20 protein-coding genes are annotated in these 20,239 nt (G+C 68.7%); 8 read left to right on the forward strand and 12 right to left on the reverse strand.

The window, feature by feature from the left end; all coding sequences use genetic code 11:
- Positions 1-26: 26 nt before the first annotated feature.
- Genes AC07NF_RS15410 through AC07NF_RS15425 form a run of 4 tightly spaced genes read right to left on the reverse strand, consistent with a single transcriptional unit; the run spans position 27 to position 4,390 of the window.
- The gene (locus tag AC07NF_RS15410; RefSeq protein WP_494629196.1) at positions 27-2,216 is read right to left on the reverse strand and encodes a TonB-dependent siderophore receptor; all 2,190 of its coding nucleotides are present in this window, start codon (positions 2,214-2,216) and stop codon (positions 27-29) included.
- A gap of 46 nt (positions 2,217-2,262) precedes the next feature.
- Positions 2,263-2,541, reverse strand: a complete 279-nt coding sequence (locus tag AC07NF_RS15415) for a DUF3325 domain-containing protein (protein ID WP_494629192.1) — start codon at positions 2,539-2,541, stop codon at positions 2,263-2,265.
- Positions 2,538-4,100: a PepSY-associated TM helix domain-containing protein gene (locus AC07NF_RS15420; protein ID WP_494629191.1), complete on the reverse strand. Its 1,563-nt coding sequence runs from the start codon at positions 4,098-4,100 to the stop codon at positions 2,538-2,540. Before AC07NF_RS15420 ends, AC07NF_RS15415 begins: the two co-directional genes overlap by 4 nt.
- A complete protein-coding gene (locus AC07NF_RS15425; protein WP_494629188.1) occupies positions 4,097-4,390 on the reverse strand; it encodes a hypothetical protein in 294 nt (97 codons plus the stop codon). Before AC07NF_RS15425 ends, AC07NF_RS15420 begins: the two co-directional genes overlap by 4 nt.
- 179 nt (positions 4,391-4,569) lie before the next feature.
- On the opposite strand from AC07NF_RS15425, the gene AC07NF_RS15430 reads away from it, so the two are divergent.
- Genes AC07NF_RS15430 through AC07NF_RS15445 form a run of 4 tightly spaced genes read left to right on the forward strand, consistent with a single transcriptional unit; the run spans position 4,570 to position 7,528 of the window.
- Positions 4,570-5,358: a helix-turn-helix transcriptional regulator gene (locus AC07NF_RS15430; protein ID WP_494629185.1), complete on the forward strand. Its 789-nt coding sequence runs from the start codon at positions 4,570-4,572 to the stop codon at positions 5,356-5,358.
- 51 nt (positions 5,359-5,409) lie between these two features.
- Positions 5,410-5,895: a pyridoxamine 5'-phosphate oxidase family protein gene (locus AC07NF_RS15435; protein WP_494629182.1), complete on the forward strand. Its 486-nt coding sequence runs from the start codon at positions 5,410-5,412 to the stop codon at positions 5,893-5,895.
- Between the two features lie 59 nt (positions 5,896-5,954).
- Positions 5,955-6,530 carry an RNA polymerase sigma factor gene (locus AC07NF_RS15440; RefSeq protein ID WP_494629178.1) on the forward strand — a complete coding sequence of 192 codons (576 nt, stop codon included), beginning with the start codon at positions 5,955-5,957 and terminating at the stop codon, positions 6,528-6,530.
- Positions 6,527-7,528 carry a FecR family protein gene (locus tag AC07NF_RS15445; protein WP_494629177.1) on the forward strand — a complete coding sequence of 334 codons (1,002 nt, stop codon included), beginning with the start codon at positions 6,527-6,529 and terminating at the stop codon, positions 7,526-7,528. Before AC07NF_RS15440 ends, AC07NF_RS15445 begins: the two co-directional genes overlap by 4 nt.
- Here AC07NF_RS15445 and AC07NF_RS15450 read toward each other — a convergent pair.
- Together AC07NF_RS15450 and AC07NF_RS15455 are read right to left on the reverse strand one after the other, a co-directional pair.
- Positions 7,525-7,917 carry a helix-turn-helix transcriptional regulator gene (locus AC07NF_RS15450; protein WP_494629174.1) on the reverse strand — a complete coding sequence of 131 codons (393 nt, stop codon included), beginning with the start codon at positions 7,915-7,917 and terminating at the stop codon, positions 7,525-7,527. The genes AC07NF_RS15445 and AC07NF_RS15450 overlap by 4 nt on opposite strands.
- A gap of 90 nt (positions 7,918-8,007) precedes the next feature.
- Positions 8,008-8,844 (reverse strand): alpha/beta fold hydrolase, encoded by an 837-nt coding sequence (locus AC07NF_RS15455; protein ID WP_494629453.1) that lies wholly within the window; start codon positions 8,842-8,844, stop codon positions 8,008-8,010.
- Positions 8,845-9,138: 294 nt separating this feature from the next.
- Here AC07NF_RS15455 and AC07NF_RS15460 point away from each other — a divergent pair, with 294 nt between their 5' ends.
- On the forward strand, positions 9,139-10,581 hold the full coding sequence (locus tag AC07NF_RS15460) for a catalase (protein WP_494629172.1): 1,443 nt from the start codon (positions 9,139-9,141) through the stop codon (positions 10,579-10,581).
- Here the strand turns inward: AC07NF_RS15460 and AC07NF_RS15465 are convergent.
- Positions 10,578-11,468, reverse strand: a complete 891-nt coding sequence (locus AC07NF_RS15465) for a LysR family transcriptional regulator (protein ID WP_494629170.1) — start codon at positions 11,466-11,468, stop codon at positions 10,578-10,580. The genes AC07NF_RS15460 and AC07NF_RS15465 overlap by 4 nt on opposite strands.
- Before the next feature lie 120 nt (positions 11,469-11,588).
- On the opposite strand from AC07NF_RS15465, the gene AC07NF_RS15470 reads away from it, so the two are divergent.
- From AC07NF_RS15470 to AC07NF_RS15480, 3 genes are read left to right on the forward strand one after another with little or no spacing between them, the layout of a single operon-like run.
- Positions 11,589-12,311 (forward strand): hypothetical protein, encoded by a 723-nt coding sequence (locus AC07NF_RS15470; protein ID WP_494629168.1) that lies wholly within the window; start codon positions 11,589-11,591, stop codon positions 12,309-12,311.
- A gap of 11 nt (positions 12,312-12,322) precedes the next feature.
- Positions 12,323-12,841, forward strand: coding sequence for a redoxin domain-containing protein (locus AC07NF_RS15475; RefSeq protein WP_494629166.1), 519 nt, complete (start codon positions 12,323-12,325; stop codon positions 12,839-12,841).
- Between the two features lie 15 nt (positions 12,842-12,856).
- Entirely contained in the window at positions 12,857-13,402 is a 546-nt protein-coding gene (locus AC07NF_RS15480; protein WP_494629164.1) for a carboxymuconolactone decarboxylase family protein, read from the forward strand.
- Here the strand turns inward: AC07NF_RS15480 and AC07NF_RS15485 are convergent.
- From AC07NF_RS15485 to AC07NF_RS15505, 5 genes are all read right to left on the reverse strand, one after another.
- Positions 13,386-13,556: a hypothetical protein gene (locus tag AC07NF_RS15485; protein WP_494629161.1), complete on the reverse strand. Its 171-nt coding sequence runs from the start codon at positions 13,554-13,556 to the stop codon at positions 13,386-13,388. The genes AC07NF_RS15480 and AC07NF_RS15485 overlap by 17 nt on opposite strands.
- The gene (locus tag AC07NF_RS15490) at positions 13,553-14,653 is read right to left on the reverse strand and encodes a PepSY-associated TM helix domain-containing protein (RefSeq protein WP_494629159.1); all 1,101 of its coding nucleotides are present in this window, start codon (positions 14,651-14,653) and stop codon (positions 13,553-13,555) included. The genes AC07NF_RS15485 and AC07NF_RS15490 overlap by 4 nt, the downstream gene beginning before the upstream one ends.
- A gap of 236 nt (positions 14,654-14,889) precedes the next feature.
- A complete protein-coding gene (locus tag AC07NF_RS15495; RefSeq protein WP_494629157.1) occupies positions 14,890-17,034 on the reverse strand; it encodes a TonB-dependent receptor domain-containing protein in 2,145 nt (714 codons plus the stop codon).
- 98 nt (positions 17,035-17,132) lie between these two features.
- Complete coding sequence (locus AC07NF_RS15500) at positions 17,133-18,632, reverse strand: MFS transporter (RefSeq protein ID WP_494629155.1); 1,500 nt, start codon at positions 18,630-18,632, stop codon at positions 17,133-17,135.
- Between the two features lie 100 nt (positions 18,633-18,732).
- The gene (locus AC07NF_RS15505; RefSeq protein ID WP_494629153.1) at positions 18,733-20,238 is read right to left on the reverse strand and encodes a PepSY-associated TM helix domain-containing protein; all 1,506 of its coding nucleotides are present in this window, start codon (positions 20,236-20,238) and stop codon (positions 18,733-18,735) included.
- Position 20,239: the final 1 nt, after the last annotated feature.

The following is a 20,239-nucleotide window of genomic DNA, read 5'->3' on the forward strand; positions in this document are numbered from 1 at the left end:
ACGCCGTGGCCAGGCTTAGGTTCCGCCTAGTACCGCGCTCTCACGTTGAACAGCACCCGGCGCGGTTCGCCCCAATAGCCGCCGTTGAAGTAGCCGACGTTGCGATAGTACTTCTCGTCCAACAGGTTGGTGACGTTGACGCCGGCGCTGATCTTGTCGGTGAAGGCGTAGCGGACCAGGGCGTCGGCCAGGAAGTAGCTGCCCTGCGTCACCCGCGTGGCGGCCAGGACCGGCGCGCCGGCGGCGGTGAAGCGGCCGGTCGGGGCGTTCATGTTCTGATAGACCTTGGTCTGCCAGCTCATGCCGCCGCCCAGGGTCCAGCGGCCCAGTTTATAGGTCGAGTTCAGCTTCAGCATGTGCAGCGGATTGACCGTGAACACGCGGGCGCCCTTGGCGTCCTCGTTGAAGGTGTAGGTGTAGCCGCCGGTCACGCTCCAGGCCTTGGTGATCGAGCCCGACACCTCGATCTCGGCGCCCTGGGTCTTCACGCCGCTGACCGCGCGATAGGCCGTCGTGCCGTCGGGCAGGCTGTTCAGCGGCACGGTCGGATCGATTTCCGCGACATTGTCCTGCTGCATGTAGAAGCCGTTGAGCGATGCGTAGAGGCGCTTGTCGAAGAACTCGGCCTTGAGGCCGTACTCCCAGTTGCCGCCGATCTTGGGGGCGATCTGCTCGAAGTCCTTGGTGCGCAGGTTCTGCGGCTGGAAGACGTCGGCATAGCTGACGAAAGCCGTGAGGTTTCCGGTCAGGTCGTACAGCACGCCCAGATAGGGCGCGATGCGGGTCTCGCCATAGCGGCCGGTGGTGTTGACGAAGGCGCCCGTCGTGGCGCTGAAGTTGTCGGTCTGGACGTCCCAGTCGCTGAAGCGACCGCCAGCGATCACCTTCAGGCGGTCGGTCGGGTTCAGGCGCACGGCGGCGTAGAGGCCGGCCTCGGTGGTGTTGGCGATGCTGCGCGGCTTGCCAGTGTTGGACACGGCGGGCAGGCCGATGTCGCCGTTCCAGCTGAAGATGCTGGGGAAGGCGGTCAGGCTGTACGGACGGCTGGTGATGCCGGCGTTGATCGTGCGCAGGTCGCGGCTGAAGACGTTGCCGCCGACGACCAGTTCATGCTGGCGGCCGAACGCCTGGAACGGCCCCGAGGCATAGGCGTCCAGCGACTGCTCGCGGGTCTCGCTGACCGTGTAGGTGTCCGAGATGGTCAGGCCCAGGCCCGTGGTCTTGTCGGCGAAGCCGCCGCTGTTGGAACCGGCGAACAGCAGGCTCTCGGTGTCGGTCGAGCGGTTGTTGTAGGCCAGGCGGCCGACCCAGCCGCCGCCGAAGTCGTGCTCCAGCACGCCGAACAGGTTGCGGCTCTCGCGCTCCCAGCGGTTCCACTTGGCGCCGGCGCTGTACGAGCGCGGCAGCTCGGCCTTCGTCCCATCACGGAAGAACAGCGGCGCGGCGCTCCAGGCTCCGCCTTGCGAGTCCGTGCGCAGATAGTCGGCGCCGAGGCGCAGGCGGGTGCTGTCGGTCAGGTCGGCCTCGACCACGCCGTACAGGCTGGGCGACTTGTCGTGCTGGAAGCGGACGTAGGACTCGCGGTCGGTATAGGCGCCGACCAGGCGGGCGCGGATGCGGCCGCTCTTGACCAGCGGGCCCGAGACGTCGACCTCGGCCCGGCGGTAGTCCCAAGAGCCGGCCGACAGGCTGGTCGAGGCGCGGAAGTCTTCGGTCGGGCGCTTACGGACCATGTTGATCGTCGCCGACGGATCGCCCGCGCCGGTGACCAGGCCCGTGGCCCCGCGTACGACTTCGATGCGCTCGTAGATCGAGGTGTCGCTCAGCACCGAATTGCCACCAGCGCCGGTGGTGTACTGGGTCGACACGCCGTCGAACTGGAAGTTGGTGATGGCGAAGCCGCGCGCGTTGAACAGCACGCGGTTGGAATCGTACTGCTGGACGTTGACGCCCGGGGTCTGGGCGAAGACCTCGGTGACGGTGATCAGGTTGAAGTCCTCGATCCGCTGGCGGGTGAAGACCGTCAGGGACTGGGGCGTCTCGCGCAGGGTCAGCGGCAGCTTGGTCGCGGTGTTGGTACCCTTGACCTGGTAGCCCTCGGTGCGGCCGGTCACCAGCACGCTGTCGACGGTGGTGCCCTCCGTCGTCTGCGCGTGGGCTGCGGAGGTGAGCGCCAGGAGGGCGGCGCTGGCGAGGAGGGCGGTGCGAGCGGGCAAGGCTTGGGTGTCCTTTGGTTCGAAAGGTGCAAGAAAGTCAGGAATTTCAGGGTTTTCGGCGCGGCGGCGCGTAGGTCAGGGCCAGCAGCACCGGCGCGGCGCCGGCGGTCAGCAGGCCCAGCCAATAGATCGGTCCGTAGGCCCAGCCCCAGGCGGCGACCGACGCCGCGAAGCTGAGGATCAGGGCCAGGGTCCCGGCAAGCTGCAGGAGACGCTTGCGCGATTTCATTGGCCGCGCGCCGGTGCGGGCGTGATGGTGGCGGTCCATGGCCAGGGCCAAGGTCGCGAAGCCGACGAGGCTGAGGAGCAGAACCAGCAGCGTCATCCGCGCGCCTCGGCCAGTTGGACGAGAGCGGCTTCCTTGGCGCGGCGCTTGGCTTGCGAGCGGGTCGCGCGCCAGGCGATGGCCAGGAAGCTCGCGCCCAGGACCAAGAAGCCCAGCTCCATGCCGATCAGCGCGCCGTCGCCGGCCTTCAGGCTATCGATCAGGCCACGCGCGGTGGCGGCCTGGTCGAAGGCCGGCAGCAGCAGCAGGGCGACGCCCGTCAGGCTCAACTGCTCGATCCAGGCCTTGTTCGGCGGGCGGACGAAGGCGTGGAGCAAGGTCGCGCCCCAGGCCAGGAACATGGCGTGGACTTCCCAGTCGGCGCGATGGGCCATGCCGGTCGGCAGCAGGCGGTTGGCCCACAGGAAGCCGGTCATGGCCAGCGGCAGGCCGGCGACCGCGCCGACATTCAGCCGCTCGACCAGCCAGAAGCCGAAGTGGAACCTGGCCCCCAGCTTGGCGCGACGCTTGGCGATCCACAGGACCAGGCCCGTGGCGACCATGGCCGTGCCCGCCACGCCCGACAGGAAAAACAGCCAGCGCAGCGTCATCGGCGCGAAGCGGCCGGCGTGCAGGCCGATCATGCCGCCGCGGGTGATCATGCCGGCCGAGCTGGGCGCGACGCTGCTGCGGACCTTGCCCGTCACCCCGTCGAAGACGATCTCCCAGCGGCCGTCGACCAGCTTGTCCGAGGCGCGGCGGGTGACGACGATGCGGGCGGCCTTGTCGTTCGGATTATCGATCCGGATGATGCCGGGCTGACCGCCGTCCCAGGTTCTGGACGCCGTGGCCAGGATCCCGCCGATGTCGGCCAGCGGCGCAGCTTGGCCCGTGGGCTTGACCGGCTTCAGGCGCGGCGCGCTCTCGGCGTAATAGGCCTTGGTGCTGGGATAGTTGGCGGTCACGCCGAACGGCACGTAGATCACCATCAGGGTGACCAGGCCCGTGTAGGTGATCATGGCGTGGAACGGCAGGGCCAGGACCGCCAGGGCGTTGTGGCCGTCCAGCCAGCTGCGCTGCCCCTTGCCGGGCCGGAAGGTGAAGAAGTCGGCGAAGATCTTCTTGTGGGTGATCACACCGCTGACGATCGCGACCAGCATGAACATCGAGCAGAAGCCGACCACCCAGCGGCCCCAGATCACCGGCATGTACCGCAGGTCGAAATGCAGCCGGTAGAAGAGGTTCCCGCCCTCGGTCGCGCGGGCGACGGTCGGCTTGCCATCCGGGCCGATCAGCGTCGCGGTCGGATCGTCGCCGCGCAGGACGGGCTTCTTGCCCTTTTCCTTGTAGGTCGTCTCGGCGCCGCTGGCCCGTTCGTCGGGCAGCATGATCTGCCACGAGGCGGCCTTGGGCGCGGTGGCCTGCAGGTGCGTGATCGCGCCGCGTGCGACGGTCTCCAGGCTTTGGGGCGCGCCGATCTCGGGCTGGGCCCAGCGGGTGATCTCCTCGCGCCAGTAGCTGACCGTGCCGTTCAGGAAGATCAGGTACAGCACCCAGCCGACCAGCAGGCCCGACCAGGTGTGCAGGCCCGCCTGCGATTGCCGGAAACCTTGTTTCATGCCGCCCACACCGCGCCCAGGCCGGCGAGGACGCCGACGGCCAGCAGGACCAGCCCGGCGCGCAGGGCGCTGGCCGCGGCGAACACCCAGACCACCAGGGCGGCATAGATGCCGAACGCGGCGATTGTCGCCCACAGGGTGGCGTCGAGGCGGGCGGCGGGGATCGTGCGGGCCAGCAGCATGGTGCAGGCGGCGGTGACGGCATAGGCGCCGGGAATGGCCAGCACGACGCGCACGGCCACGTCCCAGCCGCCTCGTCCTTTTCCGCGCACGACGCCTGTCGTCTTCACGCCCGACACCCCTTCAAGCCCACCGAAACTTTGATTTCCGGCTCGCTTAAAGTTATTGAGAGGCAGTCGCAATGATATGGTCCGGCTTTGGCCCGATCACACAACATATCGACCCGTTCGCGACTGCCTCCGGTGCGGGTCAGCGGCTGATATCCAATCGCCTCCATCCAGGGATTCCGTTGTCCGTCGAACCGTCCGAACCCCCGATCGACCAGAGTAGCGCCGACCATCCGCCGGTGCGCCCGGTCGTGGGGTTCTACGGTCGCCAGCCGACCGGCTACTACGACCCGCCCCACGTCCACGACCGGGCGCAGTTCTCGTACCGGCTGGAAGGCGTGGCGGCGGTGCGGGCCGGTGACGCCTCGATCGTGCTGCCGCCCGGGCGCGGCGTCTGGATCCCGGCCGGCCTGCGCCACGAGGTTAGCTGCGCGGGTCCCGCCGCCTACAACGTTCTCTACGTGACGACCGCCGCCAGCCCTCAGCCCGACGGCCTGCGGGTGCTGGACATCAGTCCGTTCCTCCACGCCCTGGTCGAGGAGTTCCTGACCTTCGGCCCGTTGTACGACGAGGCCGGGCGGGAAGGGGAGATCGTCCGCCTGATGTTGGGCGAGATCACCCGCGCGCCGCCCTCGACCGAGGCCGGTCCCAAGCTGCCGCAGGATGCGCGCCTGCAACGGGTCTGCGCCGCTCTGCGCCGCGATCCCGCCGACGGTCGCGACATCGACGCCTGGGCGACCGAGGCGGGCATGAGCCGCCGGACCTTCACCCGCAACTTCCGTCAGGAGACGGGCATGAGCTTCGTGGCCTGGCGCCAGCAGCTGCGCATGACCCAGGCGGCCGCCCTGCTGGGCGCAGGCCAGTCCTCGACCCAGGTCGCCCAGACCCTGGGCTTCTCGTCGCTGAGCGCCTTCGCCACCCTGTTCCAGAGGTCCTTCGGGCTGTCGCCGGGACGCTACGCACGTCGGTAATTGAAGTTGAGAATGATTCGCATATACTGCTCCGCGACAGTGGAGTTGGATATGAGCGAGCCAGGTTTCATCGACGACAGGGCGGGTCCGCGGACCGTCTATGCGGGGCCCGCCAAGGCGGTGGTCGACAAGGCCCTGACGAAGCTCGATCGCCACAGCCGCCGGTTCCTGGCGCTGTCGCCGTTCTTCTGCATCGGCTCGACCCGGCCTGACGGGCGTGGCGACGTCAGCCCTCAAGGCGGCGAGGCGGGTTTCGTCCACGCGATCAGCGATACCGAGCTGGCCTTCCCCAACCGACCTGGCGCCGATCGGCTGGACACCCTAGGCAACATCGTCCGCGAGCCGGGCGTGGGCCTGGTGTTCTTCATCCCCGGCGTCGACGCGGTGCTGCGGCTGAACGGCCTGGCGCGGGTGACGACGCGCGAGGACCTGATGGCGCGCTTCACCCACGAGGGCAAACGGCCGCGCTCGGTGGTGCTGGTCGAGATCGACGAGGTCTATTTCATGAACCAGGACGCCAAGAAAAACCTCGACTGACCGTACGGATTTCCCGCGTCGCCGCGTGTTCGAAAGAATGGCCGACGCTGGAGTTCCGCATGCTCCTGGAGCATGAACAGTTCATGGAGGGACCCCGCGACGCGTCGGCGAGCGAGCAAGGCCGCCGCGCCCAGGCGCGCGGGGCGGCGCTGGCGGCGTCCCTCAATGAGCCGCTGGCCGGCTTCTTCCGCCGGCGGCTGGGGCCCTGCCAGGAGGCCGAGGTCGAGGACCTGGTGCAGGAAGTCTTCGTCCGCGCCGCCGACCAGCTGAGCCTGGACGAGGAAGAACACGCCCGGGCCTATGTCTTCCGCGTCGCCGCCAGCGTCTGGATCGACCGCCATCGGCGGCGCCAGGCGCGGCGGGCCGACCGCCATGTGCCCTTCGACCCCGACCGTCACGATGGCCAAGGCGTTGACTTGGCCCGGCAATTGGACGCCCGCGAGACCTTGCGTGTCGCGACCCAGGCGCTGGCGACCCTGCCCGAGCGCACCCGGGCCATCTTCATTCTTCGCCGCATCGAGGGCCTGGCCGTGCGCGAGGTCGCCCATCGGCTGGGCCTGTCGACCAGCGCGGTCGAGAAACACATGGTCCGCGCCCTCGAACACCTGCTGGCGCATACGAGGATCCCGCGATGACCGATCGTATGCTCAGCGACCTCGCGGGCCTGCCGCCGGACCAGGCCGCCGCCCGCCTGCTGGTCGAGATCAACGAGGCCGATCCGGTCCAGGCCGCGCGCCTGGACGCCTGGCTGGACCAGGATCCGACCCATCGCGAGGGTTGGCTGAACGCCCAGGACGTGCTGGCCAGCTTCGACTTCGCCGACGAGCACCGGCCACTGGACCTGCCGCGCCGCCGGGCCAAGGCCTTGCGTGGGCCGCGCTCGGTCACGCCTTGGCTGGCGGTCGCCGCCTGCGCGGTGGCGGCGGTCGGGCTGGCCGTGACCCTGGCGCCGTGGAGGGCCGAACAGGCCGCGCCGGCGGCGGCGGTCCAGACCATCGACTTCGAGACCGCCGATCAGCAGCGCCTGTTCCCGATGCCCGACGGCAGCAAGGCGACCCTGGCGCCCGGCAGCGCCCTGGACCTGGCCTATACGAAGGGCGAGCGACGGGCGAGGCTGGTGCGCGGCCAGGCCTATTTCGACGTCGCCCACGACGCCGCGCGACCCTTCGTGGTCGAGGCCGAGGGGCGGTTGGTCACGGCCCTGGGCACGCGCTTCGACGTGCGCAGTGACTCCGAGGGGCTGCGCGTGACCCTGCTGGAGGGCAGCGTCCGGGTCGACCTGCCGGGCGCCAGCCCCGCCCAGGCCGCCGTCGTGCTGCGACCGGGGCAGGAGCTGCTGGTCACGCCGGGCAAGCCCGAGATGGTGCGCCAGGCCGACACGGCCAGCGCCGAGACCTGGCGCGAGACCCGCCTGGTGTTCGACGACAAGCCGCTGAGCGAGGTGGTGGCGCAGCTCAATCGCTACGCCGTGCTGCAGCTGGTGATCGACGACCCGCGCGTGGCGGCCTTACGCATCACCGGCCAGTTCCGCGCAGGCGACAACGCCCGCTTCGCCCGCGGCCTGGCCAAGCTGTATCCGGTGCGGGCCGTGCCGGACGGCCCGGGCCGGCTGAAGCTGGTGCGGGCCGACTAGGCTCGGCGGTGATCGCGCCGCCAGGCCGTGGGCGTCATGCCCATCAGGCGGCGGAAGCGGTTGGTGAAGTGGGACTGGTCGGCGAAGCCGCAGGCCAGGGCGATCTGGTTCAGGGGCTCGTCGGTGGTGGCCATCAGCACCTTGGCCCGATCCAGGCGCTTGTGGGTGATCAGGGCGCGGGGCGCCAGGCCGAAGGTGTCCTTGCAGGCCCGCCCGAAATAGCCGGGACCCACGCCCGAGAAGGCGGCGATGCGCGCGACGCTGAGCGGCGCGCTCAGGTTCTCGTCGATGAACCGCTCGACCTGGCGCGCTCGCCACGGCGCCAGGCCGCCGATCCTCGGCGGCTGGCGGAAGGTATGGGTTTCGACGGCCCCGACATGTCCCAGCATGATGTTCTCCCCGAGGCGCGCGAGGGGCCTCGACAGTGAACACGCACGGCGCGGGCGAAACCGTACGCCGTGCGCTGGGAGACGTCGGATTTAGGCCTTGATGAAGGCCAGCAGGTCGGGGTTCACCACCTCGGGGTGGGTGGTGCACAGGCCGTGCGGCAGACCCTTGTAGGTCTTCAGCGAGCCGTTCTTCAGCAGCTTGACCGACAGCGGCGCGCTATCCGCATACGGAACGATCTGGTCGTCGTCGCCGTGCATGACCAGGGTCGGGACCGAGATGGCCTTGAGGTCCTCGGTGAAGTCGGTCTCCGAGAAGGCCTTGATGCAGTCGTAGTGGGCCTTGATGCCGCCCATCATGCCCTGGCGCCACCAGTTCAGGATGACGCCCTGGTCGACCTTCGCGCCCGGCCGGTTGTAGCCGTAGAACGGGCCGGCGGGCACGTCGTGGAAAAACTGGGCGCGGTTGGCGGCGGTGGCGGCGCGGAAGCCGTCGAACACCTCCAGCGGCAGGCCGCCGGGGTTCTTGTCGGACTTGACCATGATCGGCGGCACGGCCCCGATCAGCACAGCCTTAGCCACCCGGCCAGCTTCCGAGCGCGCCACATACCGCGCGACTTCGCCGCCGCCGGTCGAGTGGCCGATGTGCACGGCATTCTTCAGGTCCAAATGCTTGGCCACTGCGATCATGTCGGCGGCGTAGGTGTCCATCTCATTGCCGGTGTCGGTCTGGGTCGAGCGGCCATGGCCCCGGCGGTCATGGGCGACGACCCGGAAGCCCTGGGCGTAGAAGAACATCATCTGGTTATCCCAGTCGTCCGCGCTCAGCGGCCAGCCGTGGTGGAACACGATCGGCTGGGCGGTCTTGGGACCCCAATCCTTGTAGAAGATCTGGACGCCGTCCTTGGTGGTGACAAAGCCGCTGCTCATCTGACTATTTCCTTGGGTCTGGGTTTGGGCCGTGCAAGCGGCCTGAGGGGCGGCCATCGCCAGCAGGGCGATGCCGAGACCTCCGCCGACGACGCCGCGACGCGTGACGTCGCCGTCTTCCGTGGGTTCGGTTGAGTTCATCAAAGCCCCCGTTTTTCGAACGCGGACATCCTGGGTCCGGCGGGCCGGAACGGTCTTGCACCAACCGAGCGTGATCCACGGTCAGTTTGTTCAATCCTGGCGGGCGCGACGTCGCCAAGCTTTGGGCATCGCTTGGATCGCCCGGAGCATCTCGTGTCCGATCACCGCCTCACCCGCGCCAACGGCGCCCCCGTCGCCGACAACGTCAACATCGAGACCGCCGGCCCGCGCGGACCCGCCTTGCTGCAGGACATCTGGCTGATCGAGAAGCTGGCCCACTTCGATCGCGAGGTGATCCCCGAGCGGCGCATGCACGCCAAGGGCTCGGGCGCCTACGGGACCTTCACGGTGACCGGCGACATCACCCGCTTTACGAAGGCCAAGGTCTTCGCCGAGATCGGCAAGCAGACGCCGGTGTTCCTGCGCTTCTCGACCGTGGCCGGCGAGCGCGGGGCGGCCGACGCCGAGCGCGACATCCGCGGCTTCGCGGTCAAGTTCTATACCGAGGAGGGCAACTGGGACCTGGTGGGCAACAACACGCCGGTGTTCTTCTTCCGCGACCCGCTGCGCTTCCCGGACCTGAACCACGCGGTCAAGCGCGACCCGCGCACGGGCATGCGCAGCAGCCAGAACAACTGGGATTTCTGGACCCTGCTGCCCGAGGCCCTGCACCAGGTGACCATCGTGATGAGCGATCGGGGCCTGCCGCGCGGCTATCGCCACATGCACGGCTTCGGCAGCCACACCTTCAGCTTCATCAGCGAGGCCGGTGAGCGGACCTGGGTCAAGTTCCACTTCCGCAGCCACCAGGGCATCGAAAATCTGACCGACGGCGAGGCCGAGGCCCTGGTCGGCAAGGACCGCGAGAGCAGCCAGCGGGATCTCTTCGAAGCCATCGAGCGCGGCGACTTCCCGCGCTGGACGCTGTCGGTGCAGGTGATGACGGACGCCCAGGCCAAGGCCTTCCCGTTCAACCCGTTCGACCTGACCAAGGTCTGGCCCAAGGGCCAGTTCCCGCTGATCGAGGCTGGGGTGCTGGAGCTGAACCGCAATCCCGACAACGTCTTCGCCGAGGTCGAGCAGGCGGCCTTCACGCCGGCCAATATCGTGCCGGGCATCGGCGTCTCGCCCGACAAGATGCTGCAGGCGCGATTGTTCTCGTACGGCGACGCCCAGCGCTATCGCCTGGGCGTCAACTTCAACCACATCCCGGTCAATGCGCCCAAGTGCCCGTTCCACAGCTATCACCGCGACGGGGCGATGCGGACGGACGGCAATCTGAGCGGGACCACGCACTACTGGCCCAACAGCCGAGGCGAGTGGCTGGACCGGCCCGAGCTGAACGAGCCGCCGCTGGCCATTGATGGGGCCGCCGCCCACTGGGATCACAGGGTCGATGACGACCACTGGCAGCAGCCGGGCGACCTGTTCCGGCTGATGAATGCAGAGCAGCGCCAGGCCCTGTTCGACAACACCGCCCGTTCGGTCGGCGGGGCCAGCGTCGACATCCAGCAGCGCCACATCGCCAACTGCGCCAAGGCAGACCCGCTGTACGGCGAGGGCGTGGCGCAGGCCCTGGCGCGGCTGGGGCGCTAGGCGGCGTCCGCGAGGTAGCCGGACGTCTTCAGGCCCTCGGCCGCAGCCTCGACCAGGGCCCGCACGCGAGGCGTCTGGCGCACGTCGCGATGGACGCCCAGCCAGACCGTCCGTGTCGGAGGCAGCGAATGGGTGACGATCTCGACCAGGCCCGGGGTCTTCTCGCCGAGGCAGCGGGGCAGCACCGCCACGCCCGCTCCGGCGGCGCAGGCGTGGGCCTGGGCCTCGCGGCTGTTGCTGCGAAGGGCGACGTGGGCATCGACGGCAATGGTCGCCAGCCACTCGGCGTCGACCTGGCCGCCATGCTGCTCGTCCATCTGGATGATCGCGTGGCCGCCCATGCCGGTCCGGCAGTCGGGCGTCCCGCGCCGCGCGATGTAGTCCGGCGAGGCGAACAGGGCGTGCGGCACGTCGGCGACCTTGCGCTGGAAGATGTCGCCCTGGTCGAAGCGGTTGAAGGACAGGGCGATGTCGGCCTCGCGCCGCGTCAGGCTGAACAGCCGCACGTCGGTCAGCAGCTCGATGGTCACCTCCGGATGCTGCAGGGTGAAGTCGGCGAAGATCGGGGCCAACACGCGGGCGGCGAACCACTCGATGGCGGTGACGCGGACAGGGCCGGACAGGCCCGCGTCGTGGCCGATGATCATCCGCTCGACGGCCAGGGCCTCGCCCTCCATCCGCTCCAGCCCCGCCAGGATCGCCGCGCCTGCCGCGGTAGTGACATAGCCGGTCGGGGTGCGGTCCAAGAGGCGCGCGCCGGTGCGCTTCTCCAGCGCCGCGATGCGCCGGCCGACAGTCGGCTGGCTGAGGCCCAGGTCGCGGGCGGCGCGGGTCAGGCTGCCCGACTTGGCCACTGCCAGGAATACGCGGAGGTCGTCCCAGTCCATCGCTCATCCCATGCAAATTTGAATAGCGCGCGAGCGAAACTGGGCAGTCCCGCAACAGAAATCAACCACCACCTTCTTCACAACGGCGGCCGAGGCCGCGCTCATCAAGGGGTTCTTTCGATGTCTAACCTGCGTTCGGCGCTCGCCGCCTCCGCCCTCTCGCTGCTGACCGCCGGCGGTGTCGCCGCCCAGGCGATTACCGCCCCGGCCACGCCGGTCGCCGCCGCGCCGTTCGACATCGTCCGCACCGAGATCGTCTCGAACGGCACGGATGTCGCCTTCAAGGTCCAGGTGCGCGGCAAGGCCGGCGAGCTGAAGCCCAAGGCGACCGGCCAGTTCGCCGGCAGCGCGGTCTACAGTTATGTCTGGCCGACCTCGCTGGACAGCGCCACGGTCGGTTTCGAGAGCGCCCAGGGCATTCTCGCCCTGGCCGTGACCTTCCACCCCGACTTCGACGACGGCGCGGCCGGGGCGGTCAACCGCCACGTCTGGCACCCGCACTGGGTGGTGCTGACCAAGGATCCCGCCTGCGGCCCGGCCGCGCTCAAGGTCAAGGACATCCCCGAAGGCGCCAAGCCCAAGCTGCCGGCCACCTGGCCCGGCGTGCCGCTGCTGATCGACAGCCCGACCTATCCGACGACCCTGGCCACCGACACCGTCGAGGTGAAGGTGCCGGTCTCGGTGATCGGCGCGACCGAGGGCGTCAAGTTCGACGGCGTCACCGCGGCGCTGAAGATCAACGGCAACCTGCACGCGCCGCTGCTGTGCGTGTCCGACGTCTTCGACGTGGCCTCCGGCGATCTGAGCCTGCCGGGCAAGGTCACTTCGGTTCACGCTCACTAAGGAACAAGCCCATGCCATCGCTGAATGGCCCTGCGCCGTCCTGGATGACGACGCAGTGGTTCAACACGCCCGTACCCCTGACTCTGGAGGGGCTGCGCGGCAAGGCCGTCGCGCTCTACGCCTTCCAGATGCTGTGCCCCGGCTGCGTCAGCCACGCGCTGCCCCAGGCCCAGCGGCTGCGCGAGGCCTTCCCCGCCGAGGACCTGGCGGTGGTCGGCCTGCACAGTGTCTTCGAGCATCACGAGGCCAATAGCCCCGCGACGCTCGAGGCCTTCCTGCACGAATATCGGATCAAGTTCCCGGTCGGCATCGACGCCGCCGGGATCGACGACCCGATCCCTCGGACCATGTCGGCCTACCGCATGCGCGGCACCCCGACCCTGGTGCTGATCGACGCCGAGGGCCGCCTGCGCCGTCAGGTGTTCGGCCACGCGCCGGACCTCAATGTCGGGGCCGAGATCACCCGCATGCTGCAAGCCCAAGCCGCCGACGACTGCTCCACCGACGCCTGCGCCATTCCCCAAGCCTAGAGAAGGAGACTACCCATGACCCGTGTGAACCTTATCGACCCGGCCGCCGCGTCCGCCGACGTCAAGCCGGCCCTCGACCAGATCAAGGGCGCGTTCGGCGTGGTGCCGAACATGTTCAAGGCCGTCGCCAATTCGCCGGCGGCGCTCAACAGCATGTGGGGGTCATTCGGCGCCCTGGGCGGCGGCAAGCTGGGCGCACGCCTGGGCGAGGAGATCGCCGTGGCCATCGCCAACGCCAACAATTGCGAATACTGCCTGGCCGCCCACACGGCCCTGGGCCGTCGCGCCGGCGCCTCGGCGGAAGAGATGGCCGAAGCCCAGCAAGGTCGCTCGGCTGATCCCCGCACCCGCGTGGCCCTTACCTTCGCCCTGCGGCTGGTGCGCGATCGCGGCGCGGTGACCGACACCGACGTCGAGGCCCTGCGGGCCGCCGGCTTCGACGACGAGGCCATTGTCGAGATCATCGCCCACGTGGCGCTGAACCTCTTCACCAACTACGTCAATGTCGCCCTGGACGTGCCGGTGGACTTCCCCGGCGTGCGCCTCAAGCCCGCCGCTTAAGGCGGGCCCAGACGATCACCACGAGCGGGACCGCCAAGCCGATCCACGAGACCCAGTCGTTGAGGCCGTCGCCCAGCAGGGCGACGACCAAGCCGATCAGGCTGACGACGGCGATCGCGATCGGGGCGGCCCAGACGCGGCGGAAGGGGCTCATGACGCCTCTCCGCCGCGACGCTTCGAGAGCCACAGATAGAGGCCGGTGACCAGAACGACGATGGTCACGACGTCCAGCAGCGCCCATAGGATCTTCAGCGGCAGGCCGCCATAGTCGCCGAAGTGCAAAGGCTGCGACAGCAGCAGGGCCTGGGCGTACCAGGGCATGCGGCGCATGGCGGTCAGCTGGCCGGTCTCGGCGTCGATCAGGGCCGGGGTCAGGAGCTTCTCGGTGGCCGGCGTCTCGCCCTGCATGAAGACGGCGTAGTGGTGGTTGCTCGAGAAAGAGCCGCCCGGGAACGCCACGAACTGCACCCGCATGCCCGGCGCGGCGGCCTGGGCGGTGGCCACGGCCTGGCCGATCGAGCTCAGATGCGTCGGGGCGGGCTTGCCCTTATAGGGCGCGGTCATGGCGGCCAGTTCATTGGCCTTCCAGACCTGGATGATCGGCTCCGACAGCGTGTTGATCACGCCGGTCAGGCCCACGACGAGGACCCAGGCCGCCGTCACCACGCCCAGCAGGTTGTGATAGTCCAACCACTTCAGCCGGCTGGAGCGCGAGACCCGCACCGTGCCGAAGTCCAGCTTGCGCATGAAGGGCGGATAGACGACCAGGCCCGAGACGATCGCCGCCGTGAACAGCAGGCCCATGAAGCCCAGGAACAGCAGGCCCGGCAGACCCAGGAACATGTCCTTGTGGATGCGCAGGATGACGTCCATGACGCTGCCCGCCGCGCCGCCGGGGGCCAGGATCTTGCCGGTGGTCAGGTCGATGGATGCGAAATGCATCTGGCTCTCGGACGCGTCGGGGCGCGGGCCGCTGGTGACGTTCACCACCGGGCGATCGGTGTCGAAGCTCATGAACAGGCCGACCTCGCCGGGGCGGGCCTTCAGCGCGGTGTCCAGCACCTCGTCCAGGGTCGCGAGGCGCTGACCCGGCGCCGCGACGATCTTCGGATCGTGGTTCAGCGCTCCGTCGATCTCGTCGTGGAAGACCAGCGGCAGGCCGGTGATGCACAGCATCAGCAGGAACGTCGTGCAGATCAGGCTGGTCCACTTGTGGATCAGGGTCCAGGCGCGGACGGTGTTGCGCGTCATCGAGAACTCGGGCGAATGAGAAGCGTTCGCGTAGCGGTTCCGATGGCGTGGGGCAAGGTGGCGCGTCCCCGGTTCGGCGGGCAGGCCTCGCCGGGGACGCCCGCGCCAGCCTCAAGAGGAGAGCCCGAGGCGGCGCTGAGTTTTGCGGCGTCAAAGGGGAGGAAGACGCTGCTGATAAAATTCCTATCAATCAAATAGGAATTGATCGAAGGAGATTTTCTGGAGGCGGTTTCAGCCTAGCCGGGACCGCCCGGACCCTGGAAGTCGAAGCCCGGATCCTTGCGGGACTTGCCCGTCCCGAACGTCCAGGCCAGGCCCACCCGCACCCAGCGGGCGTCGACGTCGCGGACCACCAGGCTCTTCAGCGTCGGGGTGTCGATCACCTGCTTGTCGCGGAACAGGCCGAAGGCGTCCTGCACCGTGACCACCAGCGACAGCCGGTCGTCGATCTTGCGACGATAGCCCAGGTCGATGCCGATGGCGGGCAGGCCATAGCCCTGGGCCGTCAGGCGCTTGCCGCTGATGAAGCCGTTCATCTGCAGCAGGTCCTTGGGCGTGACCTGCCAGTTCAGGCTGCCGCGTCCCTGTACGGTGACCATCGAACGCGTGCCGGGGATGCCCAGGTTGCTGCCGTCCAGCTCGGCCCAGAAGGTGTTGCTGCTGATGTTGTAGGTCAGCTTGGACGTCAGCTTGCCGTTCAGAACCAGTTCCAGGCCGCCGTTGCGGGTCTGAGAGACATTGGCCTTGGTGGTGACGAACACCCCGCCGCCCATGTCGGTGACGACGTCGGACACCACCTTGTCGTTCTCGCGGTAGTACAGGGTGGCCAGCGCCGTCAGCGGCGCCTTGCGATACTGCCAGCCCAGCTCGAACGAGTGGGTCTGCTGGGGTTTCAGGTTCGGATTGCCGATCCGGTAGTTCAGCGGGTCCAGCAGGAACGGCACCGGGTTCAGGTCGAACGGGCCGGGGCGTTGCAGGCGCTGGCTGTAGCTGGCGGTCAGCTTCTGGCGGTCGGTCAGCGGGTACGACAGGTGCAGGCTGGGCATCAGCCGGGTGGTGTCGTTGTCGGTCTTCACGCCGCTGGAGGTCAGGTCCAGCTTCGACTGCTCGTAGCGCAGGCCGGCCAGCACGGTCAGCTTGGCCAGCGGCCGCTCGTAGGTGACATAGGCTTGGCTCAGCTGCTGCTCGTAGAAGAACCGGCTGGTCAGGCCCGGATCGACGACCAGGGTCGACAGGCTGCTCCCGCGCAGGCCGACATTGTCGTAGCCGTTGTCGTCGAACTGCAGGTCGAAGCCGACTTTCAGGGTCTGGCCCGGACCCATGGGCCGGACATAGTCGCCCTTCAGGTCGGTCTGGCGAGTGTCGTAGCCCAGCCGCTGCTGATCCCAGCTGCTGGAGGCGGTCGGCAGGACGGTCGAGGTGTGGCCGGTCCGGGTGCGGTTGTCGTCGACCACGTCGTAGCTGAGCTTCAGGGACAGCTCATGGCCGTCGCCGTCGAACTTCTTTTTCAGGTTCGTGCTGAGCGCGGCGTTGTCGCGCGTCTGGCGGATGGTCAGGTCGCGGTGGAAAGCCTGGGTCAGGACGCCAAGGCCGTCGCGACGGGTGGTGTCGGCGGCGCTGTCCAGGCCCAGCTGGAAGCGGCTGAGACGCGCCTCGCCGCCGATCCGCAGCTTGTCGGAGACGTCGTAGTCGACCGTGCCCTGGCTGGTCAGGCTCTTGAAGTCGTAGGTCGTCTTGCCCTGGGTCTCGTTGTCCAGATTGGCCTGCTGGCGGCGTTCGTAGTCGGCTTGGCTGGCCGGGTCGCGGCGCCAGTTGATGTCGCCCGAGGCCGACAGCTTGCCGCTGTTGTAGCCGATATTGCCGCTGGCCCCGTTGCGGCCCGCGTCGCCAACGGTCAGGCGCAGGCCACTGGTGCGACCCGCGCCCTTGGCCTTCTTGGTGATCAGGTTGATGACCCCGCCGGTGCCGTCGGCGCGGAACTCGGCCGAGGGGTTGGTGATCACCTCGACGCGGTCGATGCGCTCGGCCGGCATCTGTTGCAGCGCCTGGCCGCGGCCTTCGCCCTGGAACAGGCCCGAGGGCTTGCCGTCGATCAGGATGGTGACGTTGGGATCGCCGCGCAGGCTGACATTGCCCTGCACGTCGACCTCGACCGAGGGCAGGTTGCGCAGCGCGTCAGAGATCGAGCCGCTCTGGGCCGTCAGGTCGCCGGCGACGCTGTAGCTGCGGCGGTCGATCGAGGTGCGCACCGCCGGAGCGTCGGCGGTGACCGTCACGGCGCTGACCCCGTTGGCGGCTTCAGCCGGCTTCTGAGGCGGCGGAGCGGGGGCGGTGGCAGCTTGCGCGGCGACGACCGCGGCCCAGACGAGGCCGATATGCACTGATGAATCCCCCACGCGGTCGCCGAACGCGACGACGGGAGAAGATCACTGTTCGTCGGAAGAAACTACAAGTGTACTTTTTGTAATGCGACGAAAGCCTATTTGTGGCCGCTCAACTCGGCCCCGGCGTCCTTGTCGAAGCGGCGGTTCCAGATCGTGGCCGAGGCCGAGATCGCCGTGACGACCAGGAAGGCGACGGTGAAGTCCGAGAGCTGCGGATTGGCGTGGCCGCCGGCCAGCATGCCGACATGCAGCGCCGCCGCGCCGGCGCAGACGCCCATCGACAGCATCAGCTGCTGGAACGTGGCGTAGAAACTGGTCGCCGCGCTCATCCGCTCGGGCGGGATCTCGTCATAGGCGATGGTGTTGTAGGCGGTGAACTGGAACGACATGCAGAAGCCGCTGGCCATCAGGGTCAGGAAGATCAGCGGCAGCGGCCAGCCGGGGCGGAAGAAGCCGCAGATGGCGTAGCCGGCGCTGGCGGCCAGGCCGGCCACGATCATGCTGTCGCGGAAACCAAAACGGCGCAGCAGGCGGGGGGCCAGACTCTTCATGGCCAGCGAGCCGATGGCCCCGGCGATGGTGATCGTCCCGCTGACCGCCGCGCTCATGCCGAACCCCAGCTGCAGCATCAGCGGGATCAGGAACGGCTGGGCGCCCTGGGTGATGCGGGTCAGCGAGCCGCCGATCACCGACAGCCGGAACGAGGGGACCTGCATCAAAGTCAGGTCCAGGATCGGCGCGGCGTGCTTGCGGGCGTGGCGGATGTAGAGCGCGCCGGCGGCTGCGCCGATGGCGATCAGCATCAGGGCGTTGGTCAGCTCGCCGCTGCGGCTGGTCATCTCGAAGCCGAACAGCAGGCAGCCCAGCGACATGCCCGACAGCAGGAAGCCGGGGATGTCGGTGCGCTTGGGCGTCTCGCCGCGCACCTCGTCGATGAACAGGGTGACCAGGACCAGCCCCAGCAGGCCGATCGGGATGTTCAGGTAAAAGATCCAGCGCCAGTCCAGATAGGTGACGATGAAGCCGCCGATCGGCGGGCCGATGATCGGGCCGATCAGGGCCGGCATGATCAGCCACGAGGTGGCCGAGACCATGTCCTGCTTGGCCACCGAGCGCAGCAATACGAGGCGTCCAATCGGGATCATCATCGCCCCACCCATGCCTTGCAGGAAGCGGGCGAGGATCAGGAACGGCAGGTTGGTCGCCTGGCCGCACAGCGTCGAGCCGGCGACGAAGATGACGATGGCCAGGCGAAAGACGGTCTTGGCCCCGAACCGGTCGGCCAGGCGGCCGCTGGCGGGGATGAATACGGCCAGGGCCAGCAGATAGGCGGTCAGGGCCGAGCTGAGATTGGTGGCCGGGACGCCGAAGTCGCGGGCCATGGTCGGCAGCGCGGTCGCCAGGATCGTGGCGTCCATCTGCTCCATGAACAGGGCGCAGGCGATGATCATCGCCACGATGCGGTAGTCGCGGGCTTTGGGGGTTTCGGAGGTCGGGGCCTCGGACGAGACGGTCACGCCGTCGGCGGCGGGCACGATGCCGTCGCGGATCTCGGAGTTGATCGACGCCAGGCCGCGCCGGCGAAACTTCACCATACGAACGACAGACACACGAACAGGGGCATGCGAACTCGACGAGCTGCGGCGTTCCTTCCCTGCCGGTGAGATAGGCCCTCCGCGCACGGAGGGCCATCCACTAAACGGCCGATTTGGGTTTCAGCGTCGTCGCGGCCAGCAGCGCCGCCGTAACCAGCAGGCTCGCGTCGATGATCCAGCCCACCGGGTCGGCCATCGTCCCGAAGTGGAAGCCGGCATGGGCCAGGGCCACCAGGGCCAGCAGGCCGGCGGCGATGCGGCGCAGGGCGATCGAGATGCCAGCCGGCGTCCCGACGATGGCCGAGGCGCAGGCCGCCAAGGTGGCCAGGCCCCAGACCGCCACGGGCGGCGTCGCCGGCGACAGCACCGCGACCAGGGCCGAGAAGGCGTAGGCCACCGGCTGGCTCCAGACGAAGGCGATCCAGACCCGCTCCCAGCGCGGGGCCGGGCGGCCCTTGTCGCGGCGGCGGGCCAGCCAGATGGCGACGCCGCTGGAGGTCACCGCCGTTAGGCCCAGGCCCAGCAGCAGATAGGCGACCTTGACCGGCCAGCCGCCGAACCAGCCGAAGTGCAGCGGAGTCATGGTCGACAGCACGCGCATGCCGACCGAGCCGCTTTCGTAGCCGACCTCGCCCAGGATCTTGCCTGTGCCGTCGACGACCACGGTCTCGCCGCGCGACAGGCGGCCGTCGGTGACCACATTGGCGCCGGCGTGCTGGCCCCTCTCGGTCGGGTGCTCGATGAAGAGGTAGTTCACGCGGCCGTCGGGATAGCGCGCCTTCAGACTTGTCAGGGCCTTCTCGACGCTGAACGGCTGGGCGGCCGGGCGCGGGTCGTCCTTGACCTGGGGACCCGTGAAAAGCGCGTAGGCCTTGCTGGTGTCGCCCTTGAAGGTGGCCAGGGCCAGCACGCCGACGATGATCAGCGTCAGGCCCAGGAAGGCGCCGGTCAGCGAGACCACCAGGTGGAAGGGCAGGCCCCACACCGAGATGCGGTTGTGCAGGTCGGCTTCCTGCAGGCGCTTGGAGCCGCCCCAGCGGAACGCGAAGGCGTCCTTGAACACGCGCGGATGCGACAGTACGCCCGAGACCAGCGACGACAGCAGCGCCACGCCGGTCAGGCCGACAATGAAGCCGCCCCAGGCGCGGGGCAGGTGCAGCACGGTGTGCAGCTCGGCCTGGAACGTCATCCACGGCGTCTGCTGCTCGGCCACCACCTTGCCGTTGGCGTCGGCGAAGTAAGTGTGCTCGCCGCCCTTGGCGTCGTCGCCGTGGACCGACAGGCGCGGATAGGCCGGCTCGGGCAGGCGCACGAACAGGTCGTGGGCCTTGGGGTTCTTGGCCAGCACTTCACGATAGGCGGCGTCGGCGGCCTGGGGCGTGATCTCGTGCAGGACCGGGCCGGCGGGCTGCTCCCAGCGGCCGAACTCCTGGGTGAAGACGGCGATCGAGCCCGAGAAGCAGACCAGGTAGATCAGCGCCGCGAAGGCCAGGCCCAGGGCCGAGTGGCCGGCCAGCATGGCGCGGACGAACTCGGCGGGGACCTTGGGCCAGATCGGCTTGCCGGCGGTTTTCACTTTCGCCGGAGCGGTGGTCGAGCCGTCCATG

It is taken from the genome of Caulobacter sp. GW821-FHT10A06 (genome assembly GCF_059415805.1).

What these genes read in the sequence shown, in the direction of transcription:
- AC07NF_RS15465 (WP_494629170.1), bottom strand. Translation starts at nt 11,468, where the DNA reads ATGGACTGGGACGACCTCCGCGTATTCCTGGCAGTGGCCAAGTCGGGC.
- AC07NF_RS15420 (WP_494629191.1), bottom strand. Translation starts at nt 4,100, where the DNA reads ATGAAACAAGGTTTCCGGCAATCGCAGGCGGGCCTGCACACCTGGTCG.
- AC07NF_RS15445 (WP_494629177.1), top strand. Translation starts at nt 6,527, where the DNA reads ATGACCGATCGTATGCTCAGCGACCTCGCGGGCCTGCCGCCGGACCAG.
- AC07NF_RS15485 (WP_494629161.1), bottom strand. Translation starts at nt 13,556, where the DNA reads ATGAGCCCCTTCCGCCGCGTCTGGGCCGCCCCGATCGCGATCGCCGTC.
- AC07NF_RS15435 (WP_494629182.1), top strand. Translation starts at nt 5,410, where the DNA reads ATGAGCGAGCCAGGTTTCATCGACGACAGGGCGGGTCCGCGGACCGTC.
- AC07NF_RS15505 (WP_494629153.1), bottom strand. Translation starts at nt 20,238, where the DNA reads ATGGACGGCTCGACCACCGCTCCGGCGAAAGTGAAAACCGCCGGCAAG.
- AC07NF_RS15455 (WP_494629453.1), bottom strand. Translation starts at nt 8,844, where the DNA reads ATGAGCAGCGGCTTTGTCACCACCAAGGACGGCGTCCAGATCTTCTAC.
- AC07NF_RS15475 (WP_494629166.1), top strand. Translation starts at nt 12,323, where the DNA reads ATGCCATCGCTGAATGGCCCTGCGCCGTCCTGGATGACGACGCAGTGG.
- AC07NF_RS15500 (WP_494629155.1), bottom strand. Translation starts at nt 18,632, where the DNA reads ATGGTGAAGTTTCGCCGGCGCGGCCTGGCGTCGATCAACTCCGAGATC.
- AC07NF_RS15470 (WP_494629168.1), top strand. Translation starts at nt 11,589, where the DNA reads ATGTCTAACCTGCGTTCGGCGCTCGCCGCCTCCGCCCTCTCGCTGCTG.
- AC07NF_RS15440 (WP_494629178.1), top strand. Translation starts at nt 5,955, where the DNA reads ATGCTCCTGGAGCATGAACAGTTCATGGAGGGACCCCGCGACGCGTCG.
- AC07NF_RS15490 (WP_494629159.1), bottom strand. Translation starts at nt 14,653, where the DNA reads ATGACGCGCAACACCGTCCGCGCCTGGACCCTGATCCACAAGTGGACC.
- AC07NF_RS15415 (WP_494629192.1), bottom strand. Translation starts at nt 2,541, where the DNA reads ATGACGCTGCTGGTTCTGCTCCTCAGCCTCGTCGGCTTCGCGACCTTG.
- AC07NF_RS15450 (WP_494629174.1), bottom strand. Translation starts at nt 7,917, where the DNA reads ATGCTGGGACATGTCGGGGCCGTCGAAACCCATACCTTCCGCCAGCCG.
- AC07NF_RS15480 (WP_494629164.1), top strand. Translation starts at nt 12,857, where the DNA reads ATGACCCGTGTGAACCTTATCGACCCGGCCGCCGCGTCCGCCGACGTC.